Source organism: Paraburkholderia azotifigens (assembly GCF_007995085.1).
GTDB classification, from domain to species: Bacteria; Pseudomonadota; Gammaproteobacteria; order Burkholderiales; family Burkholderiaceae; genus Paraburkholderia; species Paraburkholderia azotifigens.
Window position 1 is genome coordinate 2594069 of record NZ_VOQS01000003.1, and the last position, 19379, is coordinate 2613447.

The 19379-nt window shown below is 61.9% G+C and carries 17 protein-coding genes; 10 read left to right on the plus strand and 7 right to left on the minus strand.

The window, feature by feature from the left end; all coding sequences use genetic code 11:
• Positions 1–68: 68 nt before the first annotated feature.
• Together FRZ40_RS28870 and FRZ40_RS28875 are read right to left on the minus strand one after the other, a co-directional pair.
• Complete coding sequence (locus FRZ40_RS28870) at positions 69–1463, minus strand: FAD-binding oxidoreductase (RefSeq protein ID WP_147236381.1); 1395 nt, start codon at positions 1461–1463, stop codon at positions 69–71.
• A gap of 214 nt (positions 1464–1677) precedes the next feature.
• On the minus strand, positions 1678–1968 hold the full coding sequence (locus tag FRZ40_RS28875) for a hypothetical protein (RefSeq protein ID WP_147236382.1): 291 nt from the start codon (positions 1966–1968) through the stop codon (positions 1678–1680).
• Between the two features lie 454 nt (positions 1969–2422).
• Here FRZ40_RS28875 and FRZ40_RS28880 point away from each other — a divergent pair, with 454 nt between their 5' ends.
• The 8 genes from FRZ40_RS28880 (at position 2423) to FRZ40_RS28915 (ending at position 11802) form a co-directional block, all read left to right on the plus strand.
• Positions 2423–3535, plus strand: coding sequence for an ABC transporter ATP-binding protein (locus FRZ40_RS28880; protein WP_147236383.1), 1113 nt, complete (start codon positions 2423–2425; stop codon positions 3533–3535).
• Positions 3522–4634 carry an ABC transporter ATP-binding protein gene (locus FRZ40_RS28885; protein ID WP_147236384.1) on the plus strand — a complete coding sequence of 371 codons (1113 nt, stop codon included), beginning with the start codon at positions 3522–3524 and terminating at the stop codon, positions 4632–4634. The genes FRZ40_RS28880 and FRZ40_RS28885 overlap by 14 nt, the downstream gene beginning before the upstream one ends.
• The gene (locus FRZ40_RS28890) at positions 4631–5524 is read left to right on the plus strand and encodes a carbohydrate ABC transporter permease (protein ID WP_028365392.1); all 894 of its coding nucleotides are present in this window, start codon (positions 4631–4633) and stop codon (positions 5522–5524) included. Before FRZ40_RS28885 ends, FRZ40_RS28890 begins: the two co-directional genes overlap by 4 nt.
• Positions 5517–6329, plus strand: a complete 813-nt coding sequence (locus tag FRZ40_RS28895) for a carbohydrate ABC transporter permease (protein ID WP_028365391.1) — start codon at positions 5517–5519, stop codon at positions 6327–6329. Before FRZ40_RS28890 ends, FRZ40_RS28895 begins: the two co-directional genes overlap by 8 nt.
• Positions 6329–6610, plus strand: coding sequence for a DUF2160 domain-containing protein (locus FRZ40_RS28900; RefSeq protein WP_028365390.1), 282 nt, complete (start codon positions 6329–6331; stop codon positions 6608–6610). The genes FRZ40_RS28895 and FRZ40_RS28900 overlap by 1 nt, the downstream gene beginning before the upstream one ends.
• Positions 6611–6695: 85 nt before the next feature.
• Complete coding sequence (locus tag FRZ40_RS28905; protein ID WP_028365389.1) at positions 6696–8438, plus strand: ABC transporter substrate-binding protein; 1743 nt, start codon at positions 6696–6698, stop codon at positions 8436–8438.
• Between the two features lie 341 nt (positions 8439–8779).
• Positions 8780–11017, plus strand: a complete 2238-nt coding sequence (locus FRZ40_RS28910; RefSeq protein ID WP_147236385.1) for a TonB-dependent receptor — start codon at positions 8780–8782, stop codon at positions 11015–11017.
• Positions 11018–11118: 101 nt separating this feature from the next.
• A complete protein-coding gene (locus tag FRZ40_RS28915) occupies positions 11119–11802 on the plus strand; it encodes a Fe2+-dependent dioxygenase (protein WP_147236386.1) in 684 nt (227 codons plus the stop codon).
• A 4-nt stretch (positions 11803–11806) separates the two neighbouring features.
• Here the strand turns inward: FRZ40_RS28915 and FRZ40_RS28920 are convergent, their stop codons facing one another.
• Entirely contained in the window at positions 11807–12727 is a 921-nt protein-coding gene (locus FRZ40_RS28920) for a DMT family transporter (protein ID WP_147236387.1), read from the minus strand.
• A 101-nt stretch (positions 12728–12828) separates the two neighbouring features.
• On the opposite strand from FRZ40_RS28920, the gene FRZ40_RS28925 reads away from it, so the two are divergent.
• A complete protein-coding gene (locus FRZ40_RS28925) occupies positions 12829–13707 on the plus strand; it encodes a LysR substrate-binding domain-containing protein (RefSeq protein WP_147236388.1) in 879 nt (292 codons plus the stop codon).
• Positions 13708–13759: 52 nt separating this feature from the next.
• Here FRZ40_RS28925 and FRZ40_RS28930 read toward each other — a convergent pair whose 3' ends face one another.
• The 4 genes from FRZ40_RS28930 to FRZ40_RS28945 form a co-directional block, all read right to left on the minus strand.
• The gene (locus FRZ40_RS28930) at positions 13760–15469 is read right to left on the minus strand and encodes a lactate permease LctP family transporter (RefSeq protein ID WP_028370153.1); all 1710 of its coding nucleotides are present in this window, start codon (positions 15467–15469) and stop codon (positions 13760–13762) included.
• Between the two features lie 115 nt (positions 15470–15584).
• On the minus strand, positions 15585–17030 hold the full coding sequence (locus tag FRZ40_RS28935; protein ID WP_147236389.1) for a LutB/LldF family L-lactate oxidation iron-sulfur protein: 1446 nt from the start codon (positions 17028–17030) through the stop codon (positions 15585–15587).
• Positions 17027–17743, minus strand: a complete 717-nt coding sequence (locus FRZ40_RS28940; RefSeq protein ID WP_028370151.1) for a LutC/YkgG family protein — start codon at positions 17741–17743, stop codon at positions 17027–17029. Before FRZ40_RS28940 ends, FRZ40_RS28935 begins: the two co-directional genes overlap by 4 nt.
• On the minus strand, positions 17740–18534 hold the full coding sequence (locus tag FRZ40_RS28945) for a (Fe-S)-binding protein (RefSeq protein ID WP_028370150.1): 795 nt from the start codon (positions 18532–18534) through the stop codon (positions 17740–17742). The genes FRZ40_RS28940 and FRZ40_RS28945 overlap by 4 nt, the downstream gene beginning before the upstream one ends.
• Positions 18535–18712: 178 nt before the next feature.
• Between FRZ40_RS28945 and FRZ40_RS28950 the strand changes: the two genes are divergently transcribed.
• On the plus strand, positions 18713–19375 hold the full coding sequence (locus FRZ40_RS28950; RefSeq protein WP_051446608.1) for a FadR/GntR family transcriptional regulator: 663 nt from the start codon (positions 18713–18715) through the stop codon (positions 19373–19375).
• The last annotated feature ends 4 nt before the right edge of the window (positions 19376–19379 follow it).

Below are 19379 nucleotides of genomic sequence, written 5' to 3' on the forward strand. Positions count from 1 at the left end.
CGAGGGCTTTAAAAAGACGATGCCGGATGGCAGACGGGCTGCCATCCGGCACGTCTGGCGCGTGGCGTTCAGGCCATCGCGGACGGTTTGATGTTCTGATTATGCCGGAACAGATTCTGCGGATCGTACCGGTCTTTCACGGCGACGAGCCGCGCGTAGTTCGGACCGTATGCAGCACCCACGCGGCCGGATTCTTCCTCCGTCATGAAGTTCACGTAGACGCTGCCGAGCGCAAACGGCGTGGCTGCATCGAAGAAGGCGCGCGACCATGCGATACAGCGTTCGTCGTCGGCGGCCTCGGTCCAGCGGCCGTGCACGTTCATCACGTACCTGGCGTCGCGATTCGAGTAAGCCATCGCATCGGGCGCGACACGCATCGTCTGTCCGCCGATCGCGCCAAAGAAGATTTCGCAGTGCGGCGACGGCAGGTTGCCGATTGCCTCGACGAATGCGTCGATCAGGCCGTCGTCGAGCGTCGCCAGGTTATGCGACTTCCAGTAGTTGCGCGCGCCCGGCGTCAGCAGAGGATCGAATGCCTGTTGCCACGCGGTGAACGGCATCGGCCCGAGATGCTCGCCGTAGGGCGTGCCGAACTTGCGCACCTCGTCGACCACGGCCGGCCCGTTCGCGACGGGCCCCGTGTAGCAGACGGCGAACGCGATGATCGGCTTGCCGTGCACGTCGGCGGGCAGGAAGGGCAGCGGCGGCGCAAAGCGCGCGACGGCCCAGACGGTCAATTCGTCCGGCCATGTTTCGAATGCCGCGCGGTATTTGACGAGCGCGTCGCGCGCCTGATCCATCGGCAATACGACGAGGCCGCCATACACTTCGGGACCGACTTCATGCAGCTGGAACTCGAACATCGTGACCACGCCGAAATTGCCGCCGCCGCCGCGAATCGCCCAGAACAGATCTTCGTGCGAATCGGCGCTGCAGCGGATCAGTTCGCCGTTTGCGGTGACGACGTCGGCTGAAATCAGGTTGTCGATTGTCATGCCGAAGCGCCGGCTGATCCAGCCGAAGCCCCCGCCGAGCGTCAGGCCCGCTACGCCCGTTGTCGAATTGATCCCGAGCGGCGTGGCGAGACCGAAGGCTTGCGCTTCGTGATCGAAGTCGCGCAACAGGCAACCGGGTTCGACGTAGGCGCGCCGCGCAACGGGATCGATGCGGGCGGACTTCATCGGCGAAAGATCGATCAGCATGCCGTCTTCGCACACGCCGCTGCCCGCGATGTTGTGGCCGCCGCCCCGCACGGCCAGCAGCAGCTGATTGTCGCGCGCGAAATCGACGGCGCGGCGCACGTCGGCTGTGCCCGCGCAGCGAACAATGATCGCCGGGCGACGATCGATCATGCCGTTCCAGATGCTGCGTGCTTCATCGAACGACGGGTCGCCGGGCAATACGACCTGGCCTCGCGTGAGAGCTTTGAATTCGTCGATTGCACTGCTGGACAGATTCGCCATGCTACACCTCCGGTACGGACAAACAACGTCCGAACCCCTCGATCATGTCTGATCAAAGTAGTTCGGACGACCTGGCTTTCATCAAGTAAACGGGGCATGGCGGCGTCTACAAATTAACGTATACCCGCATCGGTCTTTGCGCTTCGGGAAGCCCTTTGAAGGTGGGCCGTCACACAGAAAAACGCCTCGAAACAGGGCGTTTTCATGAAGACGATCACGGATGGAGCGCTTCGTAAATAACGCGCGCGACGACGCGTGATGCGTCCAGTTGAATACCGGATTCGTGCATGTATTGCGTGCGCGAGTCCTGAGCAGATGGACCTGTCCGGCCTTCTGAAGACGTGACGCGTGTGCAGTCGCGGACCATAAGCAAGGTGCTTTTCTTTTGAATCGAAACGCGAACGACGACCACCGCGCAGCGAGCCTGGCCCGCATGCGTTGGCTCATGCGAACGAATCTCATCGTCAACGAGAGAGGGTATTTCTTCTGTTACGCTGACCGCCAACTTGCTCTCCGTAAGTAAACAGGCGTCAATGCGTAATAGATTGTTCTACTGTCCGTAAGTACAGTAGATGGTGATTGTTCGTGTTTTGTATGGTTAACCCCGATTTAAACGTAAACGAACAAAAGAGAACATTGTTGCTGTTGTTTTGATTTCCTTTTTGAACATCGGCCATGCGGCCTGTTTTTGAAGTACCCGAATAAAAAAACCATCGGGACAATGGATCGACAACAGCTTCTCCGGCGCCTGTCTGGCGCTATCCCTTGCCCTGTCTCTCGTATGCAAACCGGACTGCGCTTTCGCGCGCCCGGCGATGTCGGACGTCGTAAGCGAACGCCTTGAGCGAATCACCGCTGTAGCCGTACCTAAGCATCTGCATTTGCCTCGAAGCCGCGTTTGAACAAAGAACAAGCAGAAGAAAGCGAAGCCTTGGAAGCATCGAAGAAAGGAGAGCAATTTGGTTTTGGAACTGGAGCGGGTCACCGTCGTTTCAGGCGGGCTGACGCATCTGTATGGCGTCGATCTGCGGCTCGTCCCGGGGGCGATCAATGTGCTGCTGGGTCCGACTCAGGCAGGCAAGACCACACTGATGCGCGTGATGGCGGGGCTCGACAGGCCCGCGTCAGGGCGCGTGCTCGCCGACGGCCAGGACGTGACGGGCGTGAGCGTGCGTCAGCGCAACCTCGCGATGGTCTATCAGCAGTTCATCAACTATCCCGCGATGACGGTGTTCGACAACATTGCGTCGCCGCTCAAGCTGCAAAAGACGGACGCCGCCGAGGTACGCCGCCGCGTGAACGAGGTCGCGTCGAAGCTGCATATCGAACATCTGCTCGAACGGCGGCCAGGCGAACTGTCGGGCGGCCAGCAGCAGCGTTGCGCGCTGGCGCGCGCGCTCGTCAAGCGCACCTCGCTCGTGCTGCTCGACGAGCCGCTGGTGAACCTTGACTACAAGCTGCGCGAAGAACTTCGCGCGGAACTCACGACGCTCTTTTCCGATGGCAAGACAACCGTCGTCTATGCGACGACGGAGCCGCTCGAAGCGCTGCTGCTCGGCGGCTACACGGCTGTTGTCGACAAGGGGCGCGTGCTGCAGTTCGGACCGACGCTCGATGTCTACAACGCGCCCGCGAACGTCGACGTGGCGGCCGTATTCAACGATCCGCCCATGAACATGCTGACGAGCGAACTGCTCGAGAACGGCGACGCGCGTCTGCCCATCGGCGTCGACGTGCCCGTGCGGCGTGCGGCCGCGACGGCCGTCGGCACGGGCACCTGCCGGATCGGCGTGCGGCCCGGCCATCTGCGTCTGGCACCGCGCAATGCGCACTCGATTGCGGTGCCGTGCCTGCTCGAACTCGCCGAGCTGAGCGGCTCGGAAACCTATCTGCACCTGCACACGCGTCATGGCGGCATCGACCTGGTCGCGCAGTTGCAAGGCGTGCATCAGATCGAAATCGGCACGCAACTGGACGTGTACATCGACCCCGACGAACTGTTCGTTTTCGGCGCCGACGCCAATCTTGTCGCGCGTCCCAAGGTGCAGGAGGTGGCGTATGGCGCGCATTGAGTTTCAGAACCTCGGGCATGCATACCGCCCGAATCCTGCATCGCTCGACGACTACGCATTGCAGCCGATGAGCATGGTCTGGGAAGATGGCGGCGCGTATGCGTTGCTCGGACCGTCGGGTTGCGGCAAATCGACCTTGCTCAATATCGTGTCGGGCCTCGTGAAGCCATCGGAAGGCAAGGTGCTTTTCAATGGCCGCGACGTCACAACGCTGGGCGCGCGCGAACGCAACATCGCGCAGGTGTTCCAGTTCCCCGTGATCTACGACACGATGACCGTGTTCGACAATCTCGCGTTTCCGTTGCGAAATCGCGGGCTGCCCGCGGCAGAAGTCCGCACGCGCGTGCACGAAGTGGCCGACATTCTCGACATGGCGCGGGAGTTGCCGCGCAAGGCGAGCAATCTGTCGGCGGATGCGAAGCAGAAGATTTCGCTTGGACGCGGACTCGTACGCAAGGACGTGGCGGCGATTCTTTTCGACGAGCCACTGACTGTTATTGATCCGCACATGAAGTGGATGCTGCGGCGTCAGCTAAAGAAGATTCATCAGCAGCTGAAGCTCACGCTGATCTACGTGACGCACGATCAGGTCGAAGCGCTGACTTTCGCCGATGAAGTGGTTGTCATGACGAATGGACGTGTCGTGCAGAAGGGCGGTCCGGAAGCGCTGTTTCTCAGGCCCGATCATTCGTTTGTCGGCTATTTCATCGGCAGTCCGGGGATGAATCTGTGTCCCGTGAGTCTGGATGAGAGCGCGATCAGGCTCGGTTCACAACGCATTGCCGTCGACGCGACTACGCTCGCGACACTCAAGAATGCGAATGGCGATCTCACACTTGGTATTCGCCCGGAGTTCGTGCGCCTCGCTAGCGACGGCGAAACGGGCGCCGTCAAGGCGCACGTCACGCGCGCGCAGCAGCTCGGCAATTACCAGCTCGTGACGGCGAACTGCGAAGGCCATACTTTCAACGCAAAGATGGAGCCCAATTTGCGCGTCGTCGATGGACCCGTATGGTTGCGCGTCGCCGCGCCCGAAACCGTTTATTTCAGCAACGACGAACGCATCGCGGTACGAGCGGCAGCAGGAGGCGCGCGATGAACAAGCCGCTCAACCAGAAAGCGTGGCTGCTGGTCGTGCCCGTGTTCATTTGCGTCGCATTCTCCGCGATCCTGCCGTTGATGACGGTCGTCAACTATTCGGTGCAGGACATCATCAGCCCGACGCAGCATGTGTTCGTCGGGACGGAATGGTTTCGCAACATCATGACGGATCCCGATCTGCGCGGCGCATTGGGGCGGCAGATCATCTTTTCGGCCTGCGTGCTGCTGTTCGAAATACCCCTCGGCGTCGCGCTGGCGCTTGCGATGCCTGCGTCGGGCTGGCGTGCATCGGCGGCGCTCGTCGTGCTGGCGATGCCGCTGCTCATTCCATGGAACGTGGTCGGCACGATCTGGCAGATCTTCGGGCGGCCCGACATTGGCCTGCTGGGCTACGCACTGAATCGCATCGGCGTCGAGTACAACTACACGGCAAGCCCGACCGACGCATGGGTAACGGTGCTCGTCATGGATATCTGGCACTGGACGCCGCTGGTTGCATTGCTCTGCTATGCAGGCTTGCGCGCGATTCCCGATGCCTTCTATCAGGCTGCCGAAATCGATGGCGCCAGCCGCTTTGCCGTGTTCCGTTATATCCAGTTGCCAAAGATGCGCGGCGTGCTGATGATCGCGGTGCTGCTGCGCTTCATGGACAGCTTCATGATCTATACGGAGCCGTTCGTGCTCACGGGCGGCGGCCCCGGCGATTCGACGACATTCCTTAGCCAGTACCTCACGCAAAAGGCCGTCGGTCAATTCGATCTTGGTCCTGCGGCCGCATTCTCGCTGATCTACTTCCTGATCATTCTGTTGCTCTGCTTCATTCTCTATAACTGGATGGAGCGCGTAGGCAAGGGCGGTCCTGCAACGACGGGAGACGACAATGCGTGACAACCGCCGCTGGATACGCGCGCTCGTATTACTCGTCTATATCGCGTTTGCGCTGATTCCGTTGTACTGGATGCTGTCGATTTCGCTGCGCACGAACGAAGAAACGATGTCGGCTTTTTCGATCTGGCCGCATCATGTCACGTTCGACAACTTCAAGATCATCTTCACCGACCCGTCGTGGTACTGGGGCTATATCAACTCGATCGTCTATGTGTTGATGAATACCGTGATGTCGGTGCTCGTCGCGTTGCCCGCTGCGTATGCGTTCTCGCGTTATCGCTTTCTCGGCGACAAGCACATGTTCTTCTGGCTGCTCACCAACCGGATGACGCCGCCTGCCGTGTTTCTTCTGCCGTTCTTTCAGCTCTATTCGAGTGTCGGTCTGATGGATACATATGTTGCCGTTGCATTGGCGCACATGCTGTTCAACGTGCCGCTCGCCGTGTGGATTCTGGAAGGTTTCATGTCGGGCGTCTCGCGTGAAATCGACGAGACCGCGTATATCGACGGTTATTCGTTTCCCGCGTTCTTCATCAAGATCTTTCTGCCCCTCATCAAGGCGGGCGTCGGCGTGACGGCGTTCTTCTGCTTCATGTTCAGCTGGGTCGAGTTGCTGCTGGCGCGCACGCTGACCACGGTCAACGCGAAGCCGATTGCCGCCGTGATGACGCGAACCGTATCGGCGGCGGGCATGGATTGGGGCGTGCTGTCCGCCGCCGGCGTGCTGACGATCATTCCTGGCGCGCTCGTCATCTATTTCGTCCGCAACTACATCGCGAAAGGCTTTGCGATGGGGAGAGTGTGATGTTCACGTGGATGTACTGGACGCCGGAAGTCGCGATCTTCTTCGGCTGCGTCGTCGTGATGCTGGCGGGCATGACGCTTTGGGAATTGCGCGCGCCGACCATCGAACGCAAAGGTTTCTTGCCGATTGCGACGACACGCGGCGACCGGCTCTTTATCGGGCTGTTGACAGCGGCGTATGTGAATCTCGCATGGATCGCCATCAGCGGCGAGGGCGCGAGCGCATGGCCCGGCTTTGCGGCATCCGTCGTCGTGCTGTTCGCGATCATGTGGCGAGGATAGAAGAGTAAGAACAAACCGGTTCCGTTGATGCCCCGGGCGGCAATCGGCTGATGATCCATAAGGGGTGTGGAGACAGGAGAAGACCATGCAACACAGGAGACGGATCGTCGCGCTTGCAGTGGCAGGAGTGGTCGCGGGGGCTTGTGCGAATCATGCTGCGCTGGCGGGCACGCCCGAAGCGCAGAAATGGGTCGACAGCGAATTCCAGCCGAGCACGCTGTCCAAACAGCAGCAGATGGACGAAATGAAATGGTTCATCGATACGGCTGCAAAGCTTAAAGCGCAGGGCGTCAAGGAAGTCCACGTCGTGTCGGAAACGATCGACACGCACATGTACGAATCGAAGACGCTTGCGAAGGCATTCACGGAAATCACCGGTATTCCCGTCAAGCACGACATCATTCAGGAAGGCGATGTCGTCGAAAAGCTGCAGACCTCGATGCAATCGGGTCAAAGCATTTACGACGGCTGGATTTCTGACTCGGACCTGATCGGCACGCATTATCGCTATGGAGTGATCGTGCCGCTCTCCGATTACATGACAGGCGAGGGCAAGGCGTACACGAATCCGGGCCTCGATCTGAAGGACTTTATCGGCACGAGTTTCACGACTGCGCCGGACAAGAAGCTCTATCAATTGCCCGACCAGCAGTTCGCCAATCTCTACTGGTTCCGCGCGGACTGGTTTGCGCGCAAGGACTTGCAGGACAAGTTCAAGGCGAAGTACGGCTACGACCTCGGCGTGCCTGTTAACTGGTCGGCGTATGAAGATATCGCCGATTTCTTCACGAACGATGTGAAGACCATCGATGGAGAAAAAGTCTTTGGCCACATGGACTACGGCAAAAAAGACCCATCGCTTGGGTGGCGCTTTACCGATGCGTGGCTTTCGATGGCCGGCGAAGCCGACAAAGGCATTCCGAACGGCATCCCCGTCGACGAATGGGGCATTCGCGTGACACCGGATGGATGTCATCCCGTGGGTGCCTCCGTGTCGCGCGGCGGCGGTACGAATAGCCCCGCCGCCGTGTTCGCGACGACGAAATACGTCGACTGGCTGAAGAAATATGCGCCGCCGGAAGCGTCGGGCATGACGTTTAGCGAGGCAGGCCCCGTTCCCGCGCAAGGCAAAATTGCGCAGCAGATCTTCTGGTACACGGCATTTACGGCCTCGATGCTGAAACCCGGTAACGTCACGAATGCGGACGGTACGCCCAAGTGGCGGATGGCGCCGTCTCCGCACGGCCCCTATTGGAAGGACGGCATGCAGAACGGCTATCAGGACGTCGGCTCGTGGACCTTCTTCAAGTCGACGCCTCCGAACCAGCGCGCGGCTGCGTGGCTCTATGCGCAGTTCGTCACGTCGAAGACGGTGTCGTTGAAGAAGTCGATTGTCGGTCTTACGTTCATTCGCGATTCCGACATTCATAGCGACTACTTCACAAAGAACGCGGATAAATACGGCGGCCTGATCGAGTTCTATCGCAGTCCGGCGCGCGTGGCGTGGACGCCGACGGGCAACAACGTTCCCGACTATCCGAAGATGGCGCAGTTGTGGTGGAAGAACGTCGCGACGGCTGCTGCCGGCGAGAGGACGCCGCAAGCGGCAATGGACAACCTCGCGAAGGAAATGGATCAGGTTCTGGGCCGCTTGCAACGCGCGGGCATGAAAGTCTGTGCGCCGGAATTGAATGCGGAAAGCGATCCGTCGAAGTGGCTTTCCGATCAACACGCGCCGTGGAAGAAACTCACGAACGAAAAGCCGAAGGGCGAAACGGTCAAGTACGACCAGTTGCTCGCGGCATGGAAGGCGGGCAAGGTGCGCTAAGTGTCTTAAGCATCGAAGCGGGAAGGCTTGAATGGGCGGCGTCGAAAGGCGCCGCCTTTTTTATTTGACTTTTCGATTCGATTTTAAAGCGGCAGCAGACAAGCATGATTTAAGGATTTAGCAACAGCCAATCGTCATTCAAAAGAATGACGCGCAATGACCACACATGCCACATGCATTATTGCGAACCATTACCGTTCGTGTAATGATAGCGATTCTCATTTAAGAGGGGCCGGTCGACGCAGCTTTGGCTCGGCGGGGCGGTTCGCGCAAATGCGTGACCGGACGGGCAGGCAGTGCCCGTTGCACCAAAAAAATAGTGACAACGACAGGGAATCGCGATGCATCGAACCACGCCACTCGCAGCGGCCGTCATGGCCGTCTTTGCGACGCCGCTCTACGCACAAACGACGACGCCTGCCACACCGGCAGCACAAGTAGCCCAGGCCGCATCGTCCACATCTCCCGCCAGCCAGCCCTCCGCCAGCCAGCCTTCCGACAACGCCACACTGCCCACCGTCAAGGTGACGAGCCAGGCCGACAACGCCGCCGACTTCCAGCCCGACACGTCGAGCGTCGGCGCCAAGGTGCCGACCGCGTTGCGTGACATTCCGCAAGCCGCGACCGTCGTGCCCAAGGCCGTGCTGCAATCGCAGGCCGTCAGCTCGTTCTCCGACGCGTTGCGCAACGTGCCCGGCATCACCATTGGCGCGGCGGAAGGTGGGCAGATCGGCAACAACATCAACCTGCGCGGCTTCTCGGCGCGCACGGACATTTACCTCGACGGCTTTCGCGATCGCGGCCAGTACTATCGCGACACGTTCAACCTCGAGTCGATCGACGTGCTGTATGGCCCGTCGTCGCTGTACTTCGGCCGCGGCTCGACAGGCGGCGTGATCAACCAGGTCAGCAAGGAGCCGACGCTGAAGAAGCGCGCCGACGTCTCCGTGCAGGCAGGCACGCACGACCGCTATCGCACGACCGTCGACCTCGACACGCCGATCACTGACACGTCAGCGCTCCGCATCAACGCGTTTGGCCAGAGCCTCGGTTCGTCGCGCGACGTGATGAAGAACAAGGACTACGGCGTCGCGCCCGAAGTGAAGTTCGGCATCGGCACGCCGACGGAAATCACGCTGTCGGCGCTGATCCAGCACAACCGCGATCAGCCCGACTACGGCATTCCGCCGCTGAACGGTCATCCCGCGCCCGTGAATCGCGGCACGTTCTACGGCTACACGGATGACCGCACGATTCAGGACGTGCAAACGCTGAGCGCGCGCATCAAGCACCGCTTCAACGAAGACCTGATTCTGCGAAACCAGACGCAGTTCAGCCACTACAGCACGGAAGCACGCGCGACCAACGCGGCATCGGTGCTGACGGGCCCGCTCGCGACGTCGCCGGCGCTCTCCAGCGGCAACTTCACGACGATCGATCCTTCGAAACTGTTCGTGAAGCTGCAGGGTAAAGACCGCAACATTAACGACCACTCGGTCTACAACTCGACCGACCTCGAAGCGAAGTTCACCACGGGTCCGCTCAAGCACGACGTGATCACGGGTCTCGACCTGAGCCACGAAACGTATAGCAACCAGAGCTTCACGGCGACCTCGCCGGGACTGCCGTCGAACACGATCGGCGTCGTGCCGCTGATCGATCCGCCGTATCTGCCGCGTCCGTCGAACGTCAAGGAAGTCGCGACCAATCTCGCTGAATCGAGCGCGAATGGCGTGGGCGCGTATGTGAACGATACGGTTTCCATCGGCCAGCACTGGAAGGTGGTGGGCGGCGTGCGCTGGGACCGCTACGAAGCGTCGATCCACAACTCGATCAACGTGCCGGGCTACGCAACGCAGACCAACTACTTCACGAGTGTGCGCGGCGGCATCATCTATCAGCCGGCCGACTGGCAATCGTATTACGTGTCGTACGGCACGTCGTTCGATCCGTCGCTCGAAGCGCTGACGCTGACGAACGGCCAGCAGAGCCTGCCGCCCGAGCACAACAAGTCGTATGAAGTGGGCGCGAAGCTGGATCTGCTTGGCGGCGGCCTGTCGGTCACGCAATCGCTTTTCAACATTGAAAAGACGAATGCGCGTACGGCGAACCCGGACGGCAGCTACACGCTCGACGGCGATGTCCGCGTGCGCGGCTATCAGCTCGGTCTCGCGGGCCACATCACGAACAAGTGGCAGGTGTTCGGCGGCTACACGTACATGGACGGCGAAATCCTGAAGGCTTTGGATGGCACACAGGGCAAGATTCCCGCCAACACGCCGAAACACACGCTGACGTTGTGGACCACGTATCTGTTCACGCCGCATTGGGAAATCGGCGGCGGCCCGACCTATATGTCGTCGCGTTATGCAGCCAACAACAACTTCGTGCAGGTCGGCGGCTACACGCGCTGGGACGCAATGGCCGCGTATCACGCGAAGCGTTACGACGTCCAGCTCAACGTGCTGAACCTGACCGACAAGAATTACTACGACGCGCTGATTCCGTCCGACGGCGGACGCGCGGTGCCGGGTTACGGCCGCACGTTCCTTGCGACGGTAAACTATCGCTTCTTCTGATCGCATGAAGCGATAGCCCAGGACATGCCGTGCGCTTTCCCGCATGAAGCGATTCATGCAGACCGCGCGCGGCGCGCTCCGTTATGCAGGAACCTTGAACGATGATTGTCTCGATCCCGGACGTACTGAGTCCCGCCGAAGCCGCCGCGATGCGCGCTGAACTCGAAGCGAGCGATGCATGGGTGGATGGCCGCGCGACAGCCGGCTATCAGGGCGCGCCCGTCAAGCGCAACCAGCAGATCGAGCAAACGTCTCCGATCGCGCTGGAAATGGGCGACCGGATCGTCGCGTCGCTGGAACGTCACCCGCTTTTCATCAGCGCTGCGCTGCCGAACAGGGTATATCCGCCGCTCTTTAACCGCTATGAAGGCGGCATGCACTTCGGCAGTCACGTCGATGGCGCGATCCGTCTCGTGCCGGGTAGCGGCGTGCGCGTACGCACCGACATCTCGATCACGCTCTTCCTCACGCCGCCCGACGAATACGACGGCGGCGAACTGCTGATCGAAGATACGTTCGGCGTGCAAGAAGTGAAACTGCCCGCCGGACACGCGATCGTCTATCCGGGCACGAGCCTGCATCAGGTGCGGCCCGTGACGCGCGGCGCGCGCGTGTCGAGTTTCTTCTGGGCGCAAAGCCTCGTGCGCGACGACACGCAGCGCGCGATGCTGTTCGATCTTGACGGCGCGATCCAGCGTTTGAATGCGTCGAATGGCGATGAAGCGGCGCGACGGACGCTAGTGGGCTGTTATCACAACCTGCTGCGCATGTGGAGCGAAACGTAAAGCGCTACGCGGCGCTTCTTGCCGAAGAGGAGGGCGCAGGATTCTTCCGCGGATTGCGCCCGCTTTGCAGCAGAAACACGCCGCCGAGAATGCAGACCATCGCCAGCAGATCGAGCGAACGGATCGGCTCGTGCGCAAACAGCACGCCGATCGCCAGGGCGACGACGGGCGGAATATACGTGACGCTCGACGCCGCCAGCGCGCCGAGCCGCTCCACGATGAAGTAGTACAGGATGTACGCGAGGGCCGTGCCGAGCAGGCCGAGCCCTAACGCGATGCCGACGGCTGCGCGCATGTCCTGCGCGATGTGCGTCATGCCGTCGAACGGCGTTACGCAGGCAATCGTCAGAAGCGCAAAGCCGATCTGCCACGTCGACAGCGCGACGGGCGACATGTCGAGCTTTGACAGAAAGCGCCGCGCATACACAAACGAGCAGCCCACGCTCAACGACCCCGCCACCATATACGCGACACCGCCCAGGTTCACGCTCGCGACGGCGCCATGCCACGGCCGCGCGATCATCAGCACGCCCACGAAACCGCACACCACGCCGGCGATCATGCGCGCAGTCGGCCGCTCGGCGCGCAACAGCGCCCACGCGCAGACGAACGAGAAGAGCGGTATCGCGCCGCTCAACATGCCCGCCACGCTCGACAGCAACAGCGAAGCGCCTTTCGCAAACGCATAGTAGTAGACGCTCGTCGCGAGCAGCGACATCACGATGAAGTGATGCGCGTAGCGCAACTGCTTCCACGACAGCACCTTCGTTGCAAGCGCGTAGACGAGCAGCGGCAGAAAGCCGAACAGCACGCGCAGGAAGACGATCTGGGCGGGCGTGATCAACACGCTGGCCCACTTCATAAACAGAAAATTGCTGCCCCAGATGAGGCCGAGCAGCGCGAACGCGAGATAGGCGGGGTTCATGGAAAAGACCATCGGATGCAAGGACGATGGGCCGATTGTGCTGCGTGCGCAGATGCGGTACAAACGATTTGTTCTCGTCGATATTGCAGAAAAACTATCGTATGTCCAGCATGCCTCCACTCAAGGCACTGGTCGCGTTCGAAGCGGCCATGCGCCTGAACAGTTTTTCTCTGGCCGCCGATGAGCTGAACGTGACGCCCGGCGCAGTCGGCCAGCAGATCCAGAAGCTCGAAGCCTGGCTCGGAGTCTCGCTGTTCGCACGTCAGGTGCGGCAGATCGTGCCGACGGACGAAGCACGTGCCTACTGCGCGCAGATTCAACCCGCGCTCGCGCAGATCGTGCATGCGAGCCGCCGCATTCGGGAGAACCAGAACAAAGGCGTGCGCATATCGATGCCGCCCAGTTTCGCCGCCAAATGGTTTGCGCCGCGCATGACGGAGTTTCTGATTGCGCATCCGGGCGTCGCGCTGGAACTGAATACGACGACCGCGATGGTCGATTTCGAATTGCAGTCGATCGATCTGGCCGTGCGCTATTTCGACGGCAATGCGCCTGAATTGAACGTGCAACTGCTGCATGCCGACGAAGCGCGAGTCTATTGCAGTCCGTCGTACGCACGAAGGCTGAAGCTGAAAAGCCCTGACGATCTGCAACGCGCGACGCTGCTGCACAACACGCTGCACCCTCACTGGACGACGTGGCTCAGGAAATTCGGCAAACTGTCCGCGCGGCAGATCGACGGCATTGCGGGGATTCACTTCGACCAGTCGCTGATGGCGATCGAAGCGGCCGTGCGCGCGCAGGGTGTCGTACTGACGAGCGCGGTCCTGACGGAAGCCGAGCAGGCGGCGAAGTCGCTGATCGATCCGTTCGGTTTGAGCTTGCCGTTGAAGACCGCGTATTACCTCGTGTATCCGAAGTCGATCGAACTCAAGCCCGGTGCCGCGACCTTGAAAGCGTGGTTCATCGGCGAACAATAAGCAAAACGCCCGCAAAATGCGGGCGTTTTTCAAACACGAAGCAATCGGGCGCTTAACCGGGCAGCATGCCAGGCAACACGTAAGCCTGCAGCAGCGTGATCAGACCGACGATCACCGCGAACAGCAGGCTGTGCCGCACGGTGAAGCGGAACAGTTCCGACTCGCGCCCGACAAGACCCGTCGCCGCGCAAGCCACCGCGATCGATTGCGGCGAAATCATCTTGCCCGTCACGCCGCCCGTCGTATTGGCGGCCACGAGCAGCGTGTCCGACACACCGATCTGATGCGCGGTCGTATGCTGAAGCGAGCAGAACAGCGCATTCGACGACGTATCCGAACCCGTCAGGAACACGCCAAGCCAGCCGAGGATCGGCGAGAAGAACGGAAACGCAGCGCCTGTGCCGGCGAGCAGCAAGGCCAGCGTCGACGACATGCCCGAATAGTTCGCGACGAACGCAAACGACAGCACGAGACCGATCGACAGCACCGGGCGGCGCAATTCCTTCAGCGTTTCGCCGAACGTCGTGATCGCATCGCGCGGCTTCACGCGCAGCAAGACCATCGAGATCAGCGCGGTCAGCAGAATCGCCGTGCCGACTGCGGAGAGCAGGTCGATCTTGAGCACGGCCTCGTACGCCTTCGGCGTCGCGACGATGGGCGCCGTTTTCATCACGAGCTGATCCAGCCCGGGCACCTTGAACTTGATGATGCTCCAGGCCAGTGCGCCCTTCGCGCCGAACAGTGTCTTGAACGACTGCAGGCTCCACACGGTGACGACCGCGGTGAGAATGCCGAACGGCGCCCACGCACGGATCGTCTGCGCGAGCGTATACGGCGACGCGCGACGGCTCGCGCCAGTCGATCCTTCACCGCCGCCAAAGCCGCCGAAGCCCGACAGCGCCGCTGCGCCGCCGCTCATCGTGCCGCGTGCCGTATCGTGCGCACGGCGCGGATGCCAGACCTTCAGGAACGAAGCGAGCGCGACGAGGCTGACCAGCGCCGACGTGATGTCCGGCAGTTCAGGTCCGATGTGATTCGACGTGAAGTACTGCGTGATGGCGAAGCTGCCGCCTGCCACGAGCGCGGCCGGCCACGTTTCCTTGATACCGCGCTTGCCGTCCATCATGAACACGAGCCAGAAGGGCACGGCCAGCGACAGCAACGGCAACTGGCGGCCCGCCGTCGCGCCGATCAGGAACGGATCGATGCCCGTCACCTGGCCCGCGACGATGATGGGAATCCCCATCGCGCCGAACGCCACGGGCGCGGTGTTCGCGATCAGGCACAGACCTGCTGCCTTCAGCGGATCGAAGCCCAGACCGACGAGCAGCGCCGCCGTGATCGCGACGGGTGCGCCGAAGCCTGCCGCACCTTCAAGAAACGCGCCGAACGAAAACCCGATCAGCAGCAGTTGCAGACGTTGATCATCCGTCAACGCGAGCACCGATGCGCGGATGATGTCGAACTGGCCCGTCTTTACGACCAGCTTGTAGAGGAACACGGCCGTGATGATGATCCACGCGATCGGCCACAAACCGTAGGCGAAGCCGAAGCCCGCAGCAGCGAACGCCTGCGGTGCGGGCATGCCGTACGCGAAGATCGCGACGGCCAGCGACAGGATCAGCGTGCCCGCCGCGGCGACATGTCCCTTCAGGCGCAGCGCTGCCAGCGCGACGAAGAAAAAGATGATCGGGATGCTGGCCGCGAGCGCGGATAGCCAGAGGCTGCCGAGCGGCAGATAGGTCTGATACCACGGGTGCATGTCGGTCTCCTCCGAAAATGCGTTCAATAAATTCTTTTTTGGCGGCGCGCGGCCGCTCACCGCGCATCGCCTGATAAGCGATGCACGCGTGCCGAGGTTCGTGGAAAGGTAAAAGCTATTCGGGTTGGCCGCGCTCGCGCATCAGATCGTGCAGGCTGCGCGCAGCGGGCTTGAGCGGTTCGCGATGACGGGTCCAGCCCATCTGGTTCTTCGGCGCGAAGCCGCGCAGCCGCGTCGCGGCCCAGCGCAACATCCGGTAGGCGCGCGGATGTGCGAACGCGCCGCTCCAGAAGCGCCACACGAACTGTTCTTCGCGGCTGAACTTCGCACCCTGGCCGCGCAGCGGATGCGCGACCACTTCGTTCGGATCGCGATTCGCTTCCGTGCGCAGACGCACCAGCAGTTCGGGAATCGGAATGCGCACGGGGCACACTTCGCCGCATGCGCCGCACAGACTCGATGCCGTCGGCAGATCGGCGGTTTCTTCGAGGCCGAGCAGATGCGGCGAAATGATCTTGCCGATCGGACCCGGATACGTCGTGCCGTAAGCATGCCCGCCGATGCGCGTGTACACGGGGCAATGATTCATGCACGCGCCACAGCGGATGCATTGCAGCGTCGCGCGCAACTGTTCGTCGGCATAGGCTTGCGTGCGACCGTTATCGAGCAGCACCACGTGCATGTCGCGCGGACCGTCGCGCTCGCCTTCGCGCCGCGGGCCGGTGATCAGGTTGAAGTACGTCGTGATCGCCTGGCCCGTTGCGGAGCGCGTGAGCAGGCTCGAAAGCGGCACGATATGCGACAGCTTCGCGACCACTTTCTCCATGCCCATGATCGCGATGTGCACGTCGGGCACGGTGGTCGACAGGCGTCCGTTGCCTTCGTTTTCGACGAGCCAGAGCGTGCCCGTGTCGGCGGCCGCGAAGTTGACGCCGGACAGGCCGATGTCGGCATCGACGAATGCGCGGCGCAGTGCGCGGCGGCCCGTCTGGATCAGCTCGTCGACGTCTTCCGTGTAGCGCGTGTCCGGGATGTGCTGTTCGAACAGTTCGGCGATATCGGCCTTCGTCTTGTGGATCGCGGGCATCACGATATGCGACGGCTTTTCGTGCGCGAGTTGCACGATGTACTCGCCCATATCCGATTCGATGCAGTCGATGCCGCGCGCTTCGAGGTAGTGATTGAGCTCGATCTCCTCGCTCGCCATCGACTTGCCCTTGATCACGCGCTTCGCGTCGTGCGATTTCGCAATGCCGTGAATGATCGCGGTGGCGTCGGCGGCCGTTTCGGCCCAGTGCACGTGAACGCCGCGCGCCGTGAGCTTTTCTTCGAGCTGCACGAGCAGATCGGGCAGGCGCGACAGTGCATGCTGGCGCACGGCTTCGCCGAGATCGCGCAGATGCTGGAGTTCGTCGTCGTCGGGGAATTGCGTGCGGCGCTTCGTTTGCAGGAAGTCCATTGCGCCGCGAAAACTGCTGCGCAGCTTCGGATCGTCGAGTGCGGCACGGGCGCGCGTCTTGAAGTCTTGCGGCGGCACGAAGTGCATCGGGGTGGCGTTCATGCTGCGTCTCCGTGCTTAAGCGCCGCGTTATCGGCCTGATGTTCGACGATCACGACCCACAGTTCGCGCGGACCGTGCGCGCCATAAGCGAGCGTTTGCTGAATGTCGGAGGTCTTCGATGGTCCCGAGATCATCACGAGATTGGTCGGCATGCCCGCTTGCCATTGCTCGGCGCGCATCGCGGCGTGCAGGTCAGCGTGCAGCGTGTGCGCGTAGACGAGCGCGATGTGCAGCGGCGGCACGAGCGACATCGTGCGCGGCGAACCGGCGTCGGGTGCGACGATCAGCGTGCCCGTCGCGGCAAGGCCCGAGCGCGCGACGGTGAAGCCGGCGTCGATCGTGTCGAACAGTTCGGCCTTCCAGTGCTCGATCGGCTGATCGTAGTTGCGTGTCGCGACGGAAGGCGGCAACGCCTGTTGCAACGCAGCGCCTTCCGCTCGCGATGTATCGAGCAGCAAGCGCTGCACGTTGGCTTGCTGCAAGCGTTGCGCGATCAGCGCGGGCCACGTGCGCTCCGTCGCGCGGAACACTTCGGCGTGTGAGGCAGTCAGCGCAGCCTGCATCGATTCGACGAGTGTCTGCGTGGGCAATGCGGTGCGGCGGCCGTCGTAATGCAGATCGATGCCATCGTCGAGGCGCTTCAGATCGTCGCCCGAAACCTGAGCGGGTGCGGCGGCGCGCAAGCGGCCGAGCATGCGTTCGCGGGCGTTCATGCCTTGCGCCCCTTGTTTTGCGCGTCGGCGCGTTGCGTGCGGCGCCACAGGAAGCTCGCGATATGCTCGACTTCAACGGGGGCGCCCTGATGACGGGCCGCATGTCCGATGTTCAGCAAACAACCGCAGTCGGCGGAAACGATACGCTCGCAGCCTGTTGCACAGGCGGACGCGACCTTGTCGCGCACCATCGCGCCGGAAATGTCGGGATGCTTGAGCGAGAACGTGCCGCCAAAACCGCAGCATTCGGATTCGCGTTCGTGTTCGATACGCGTGACCCCCGGCAACGCATCGACGAGTTCGACGCCGTGCACGCGCGTGCCCATTTCGCGGCGCGCCGCGCATGAGGTGTGCAGCACGACACGTTCGTCGGCGGCATCGCTCGTCGCGGGCAATTCGATGTGCAGCACGCGCAGCAGGAATTCGCTCAGTTCGTAGACGCGTTCGCTGAGTTCTTCCGCCTTCTGAGCCATTGCGGGATCGCCAGCGAACAGCTTCGGCCAGTGATGGCGCATCATGCCCGCACACGAGCCCGACGGCACGATCACGGGCCAGGGCTTCGAGAAGATATCGAACTGGGCGCGCGCGACGTCGCGGGCCTGTTCGGGATTGCCGCTGCTGTACGCGGGCTGGCCGCAGCAGCTTTGCTCCTGAGGAAAGTGCACGACGAGCCCTTCGCGTTCGAGCAGCTTCACGGCGTCGAGTCCGGCTTCGGGCACGAACAGGTCGACGAGGCAGGTGGCGAACAGATACACATCGCGCGGGGCCGCCGGATATTGCCTTTCCTTCATATCTCGCTCCAGAATGCGTCCGCTTTGCGCGCCGCTCGCATGGCGAGTGACTGCGCGGATCGCTTGAATCGTTGACGCATGATTCCCAAATGTGGGCGACAATACAAATTGGTTGGACCACTGAAGAGGCAAGAACATGGCGACGCAGACGCGGGAGCGGGGCAGGGTGGAGCGCATCATGCGTGAAATGGAAACCGCGCTGCTGGACGGCACATGGCCGCCGGGCTCGCGGCTGCCCGCCGAGCGCATGCTGGCGCAACAGTACGAGGTATCGCGCAACACGGTGCGCGAGGCGATCCAGCGGCTCGCGGCGCGCGGTCTGTTGCAGAGCCGGCGCGGTGCGGGCGTGTATGCGACGGATCAGCTGCGGGCGGGCATTGCGTCGCCCTGGGGGCAGCTGGTCGCCGATCACCCGGTGCTGCGCAACGACATTCTGGAATTCCGCCGCGTGCTCGAAGGCGCGACGGCCTACTTCGCGGCGATGCGCGCGACGGGCGCGGACCTCAAACGTATCCGCTCATTGATGCGCGAACTCGAACGCTCGCACGGCTGCGACGACAAGGAAAGCGAAGCGACGGCGGACACGCAATTGCACGACGCGATCGCGCAAGCCTCGCACAACACGATGTTCCTGCATCTGCACACGAGCATTCTCGGCATGCTGCGCGAGCACATTACGATCAGCGGCACGGACTTGCGGCAGCTCGGCGCGAAGGAATCGGCACAACTGCTGGTCCAGCATCGCGCCGTGTGCGACGCGATCTGCAAGCGGCGGCCGGAAGAAGCGCGCACGGCGATGCACACGCATATCGACTACGTGCGCAGCAACCTCCACGAATGACGTG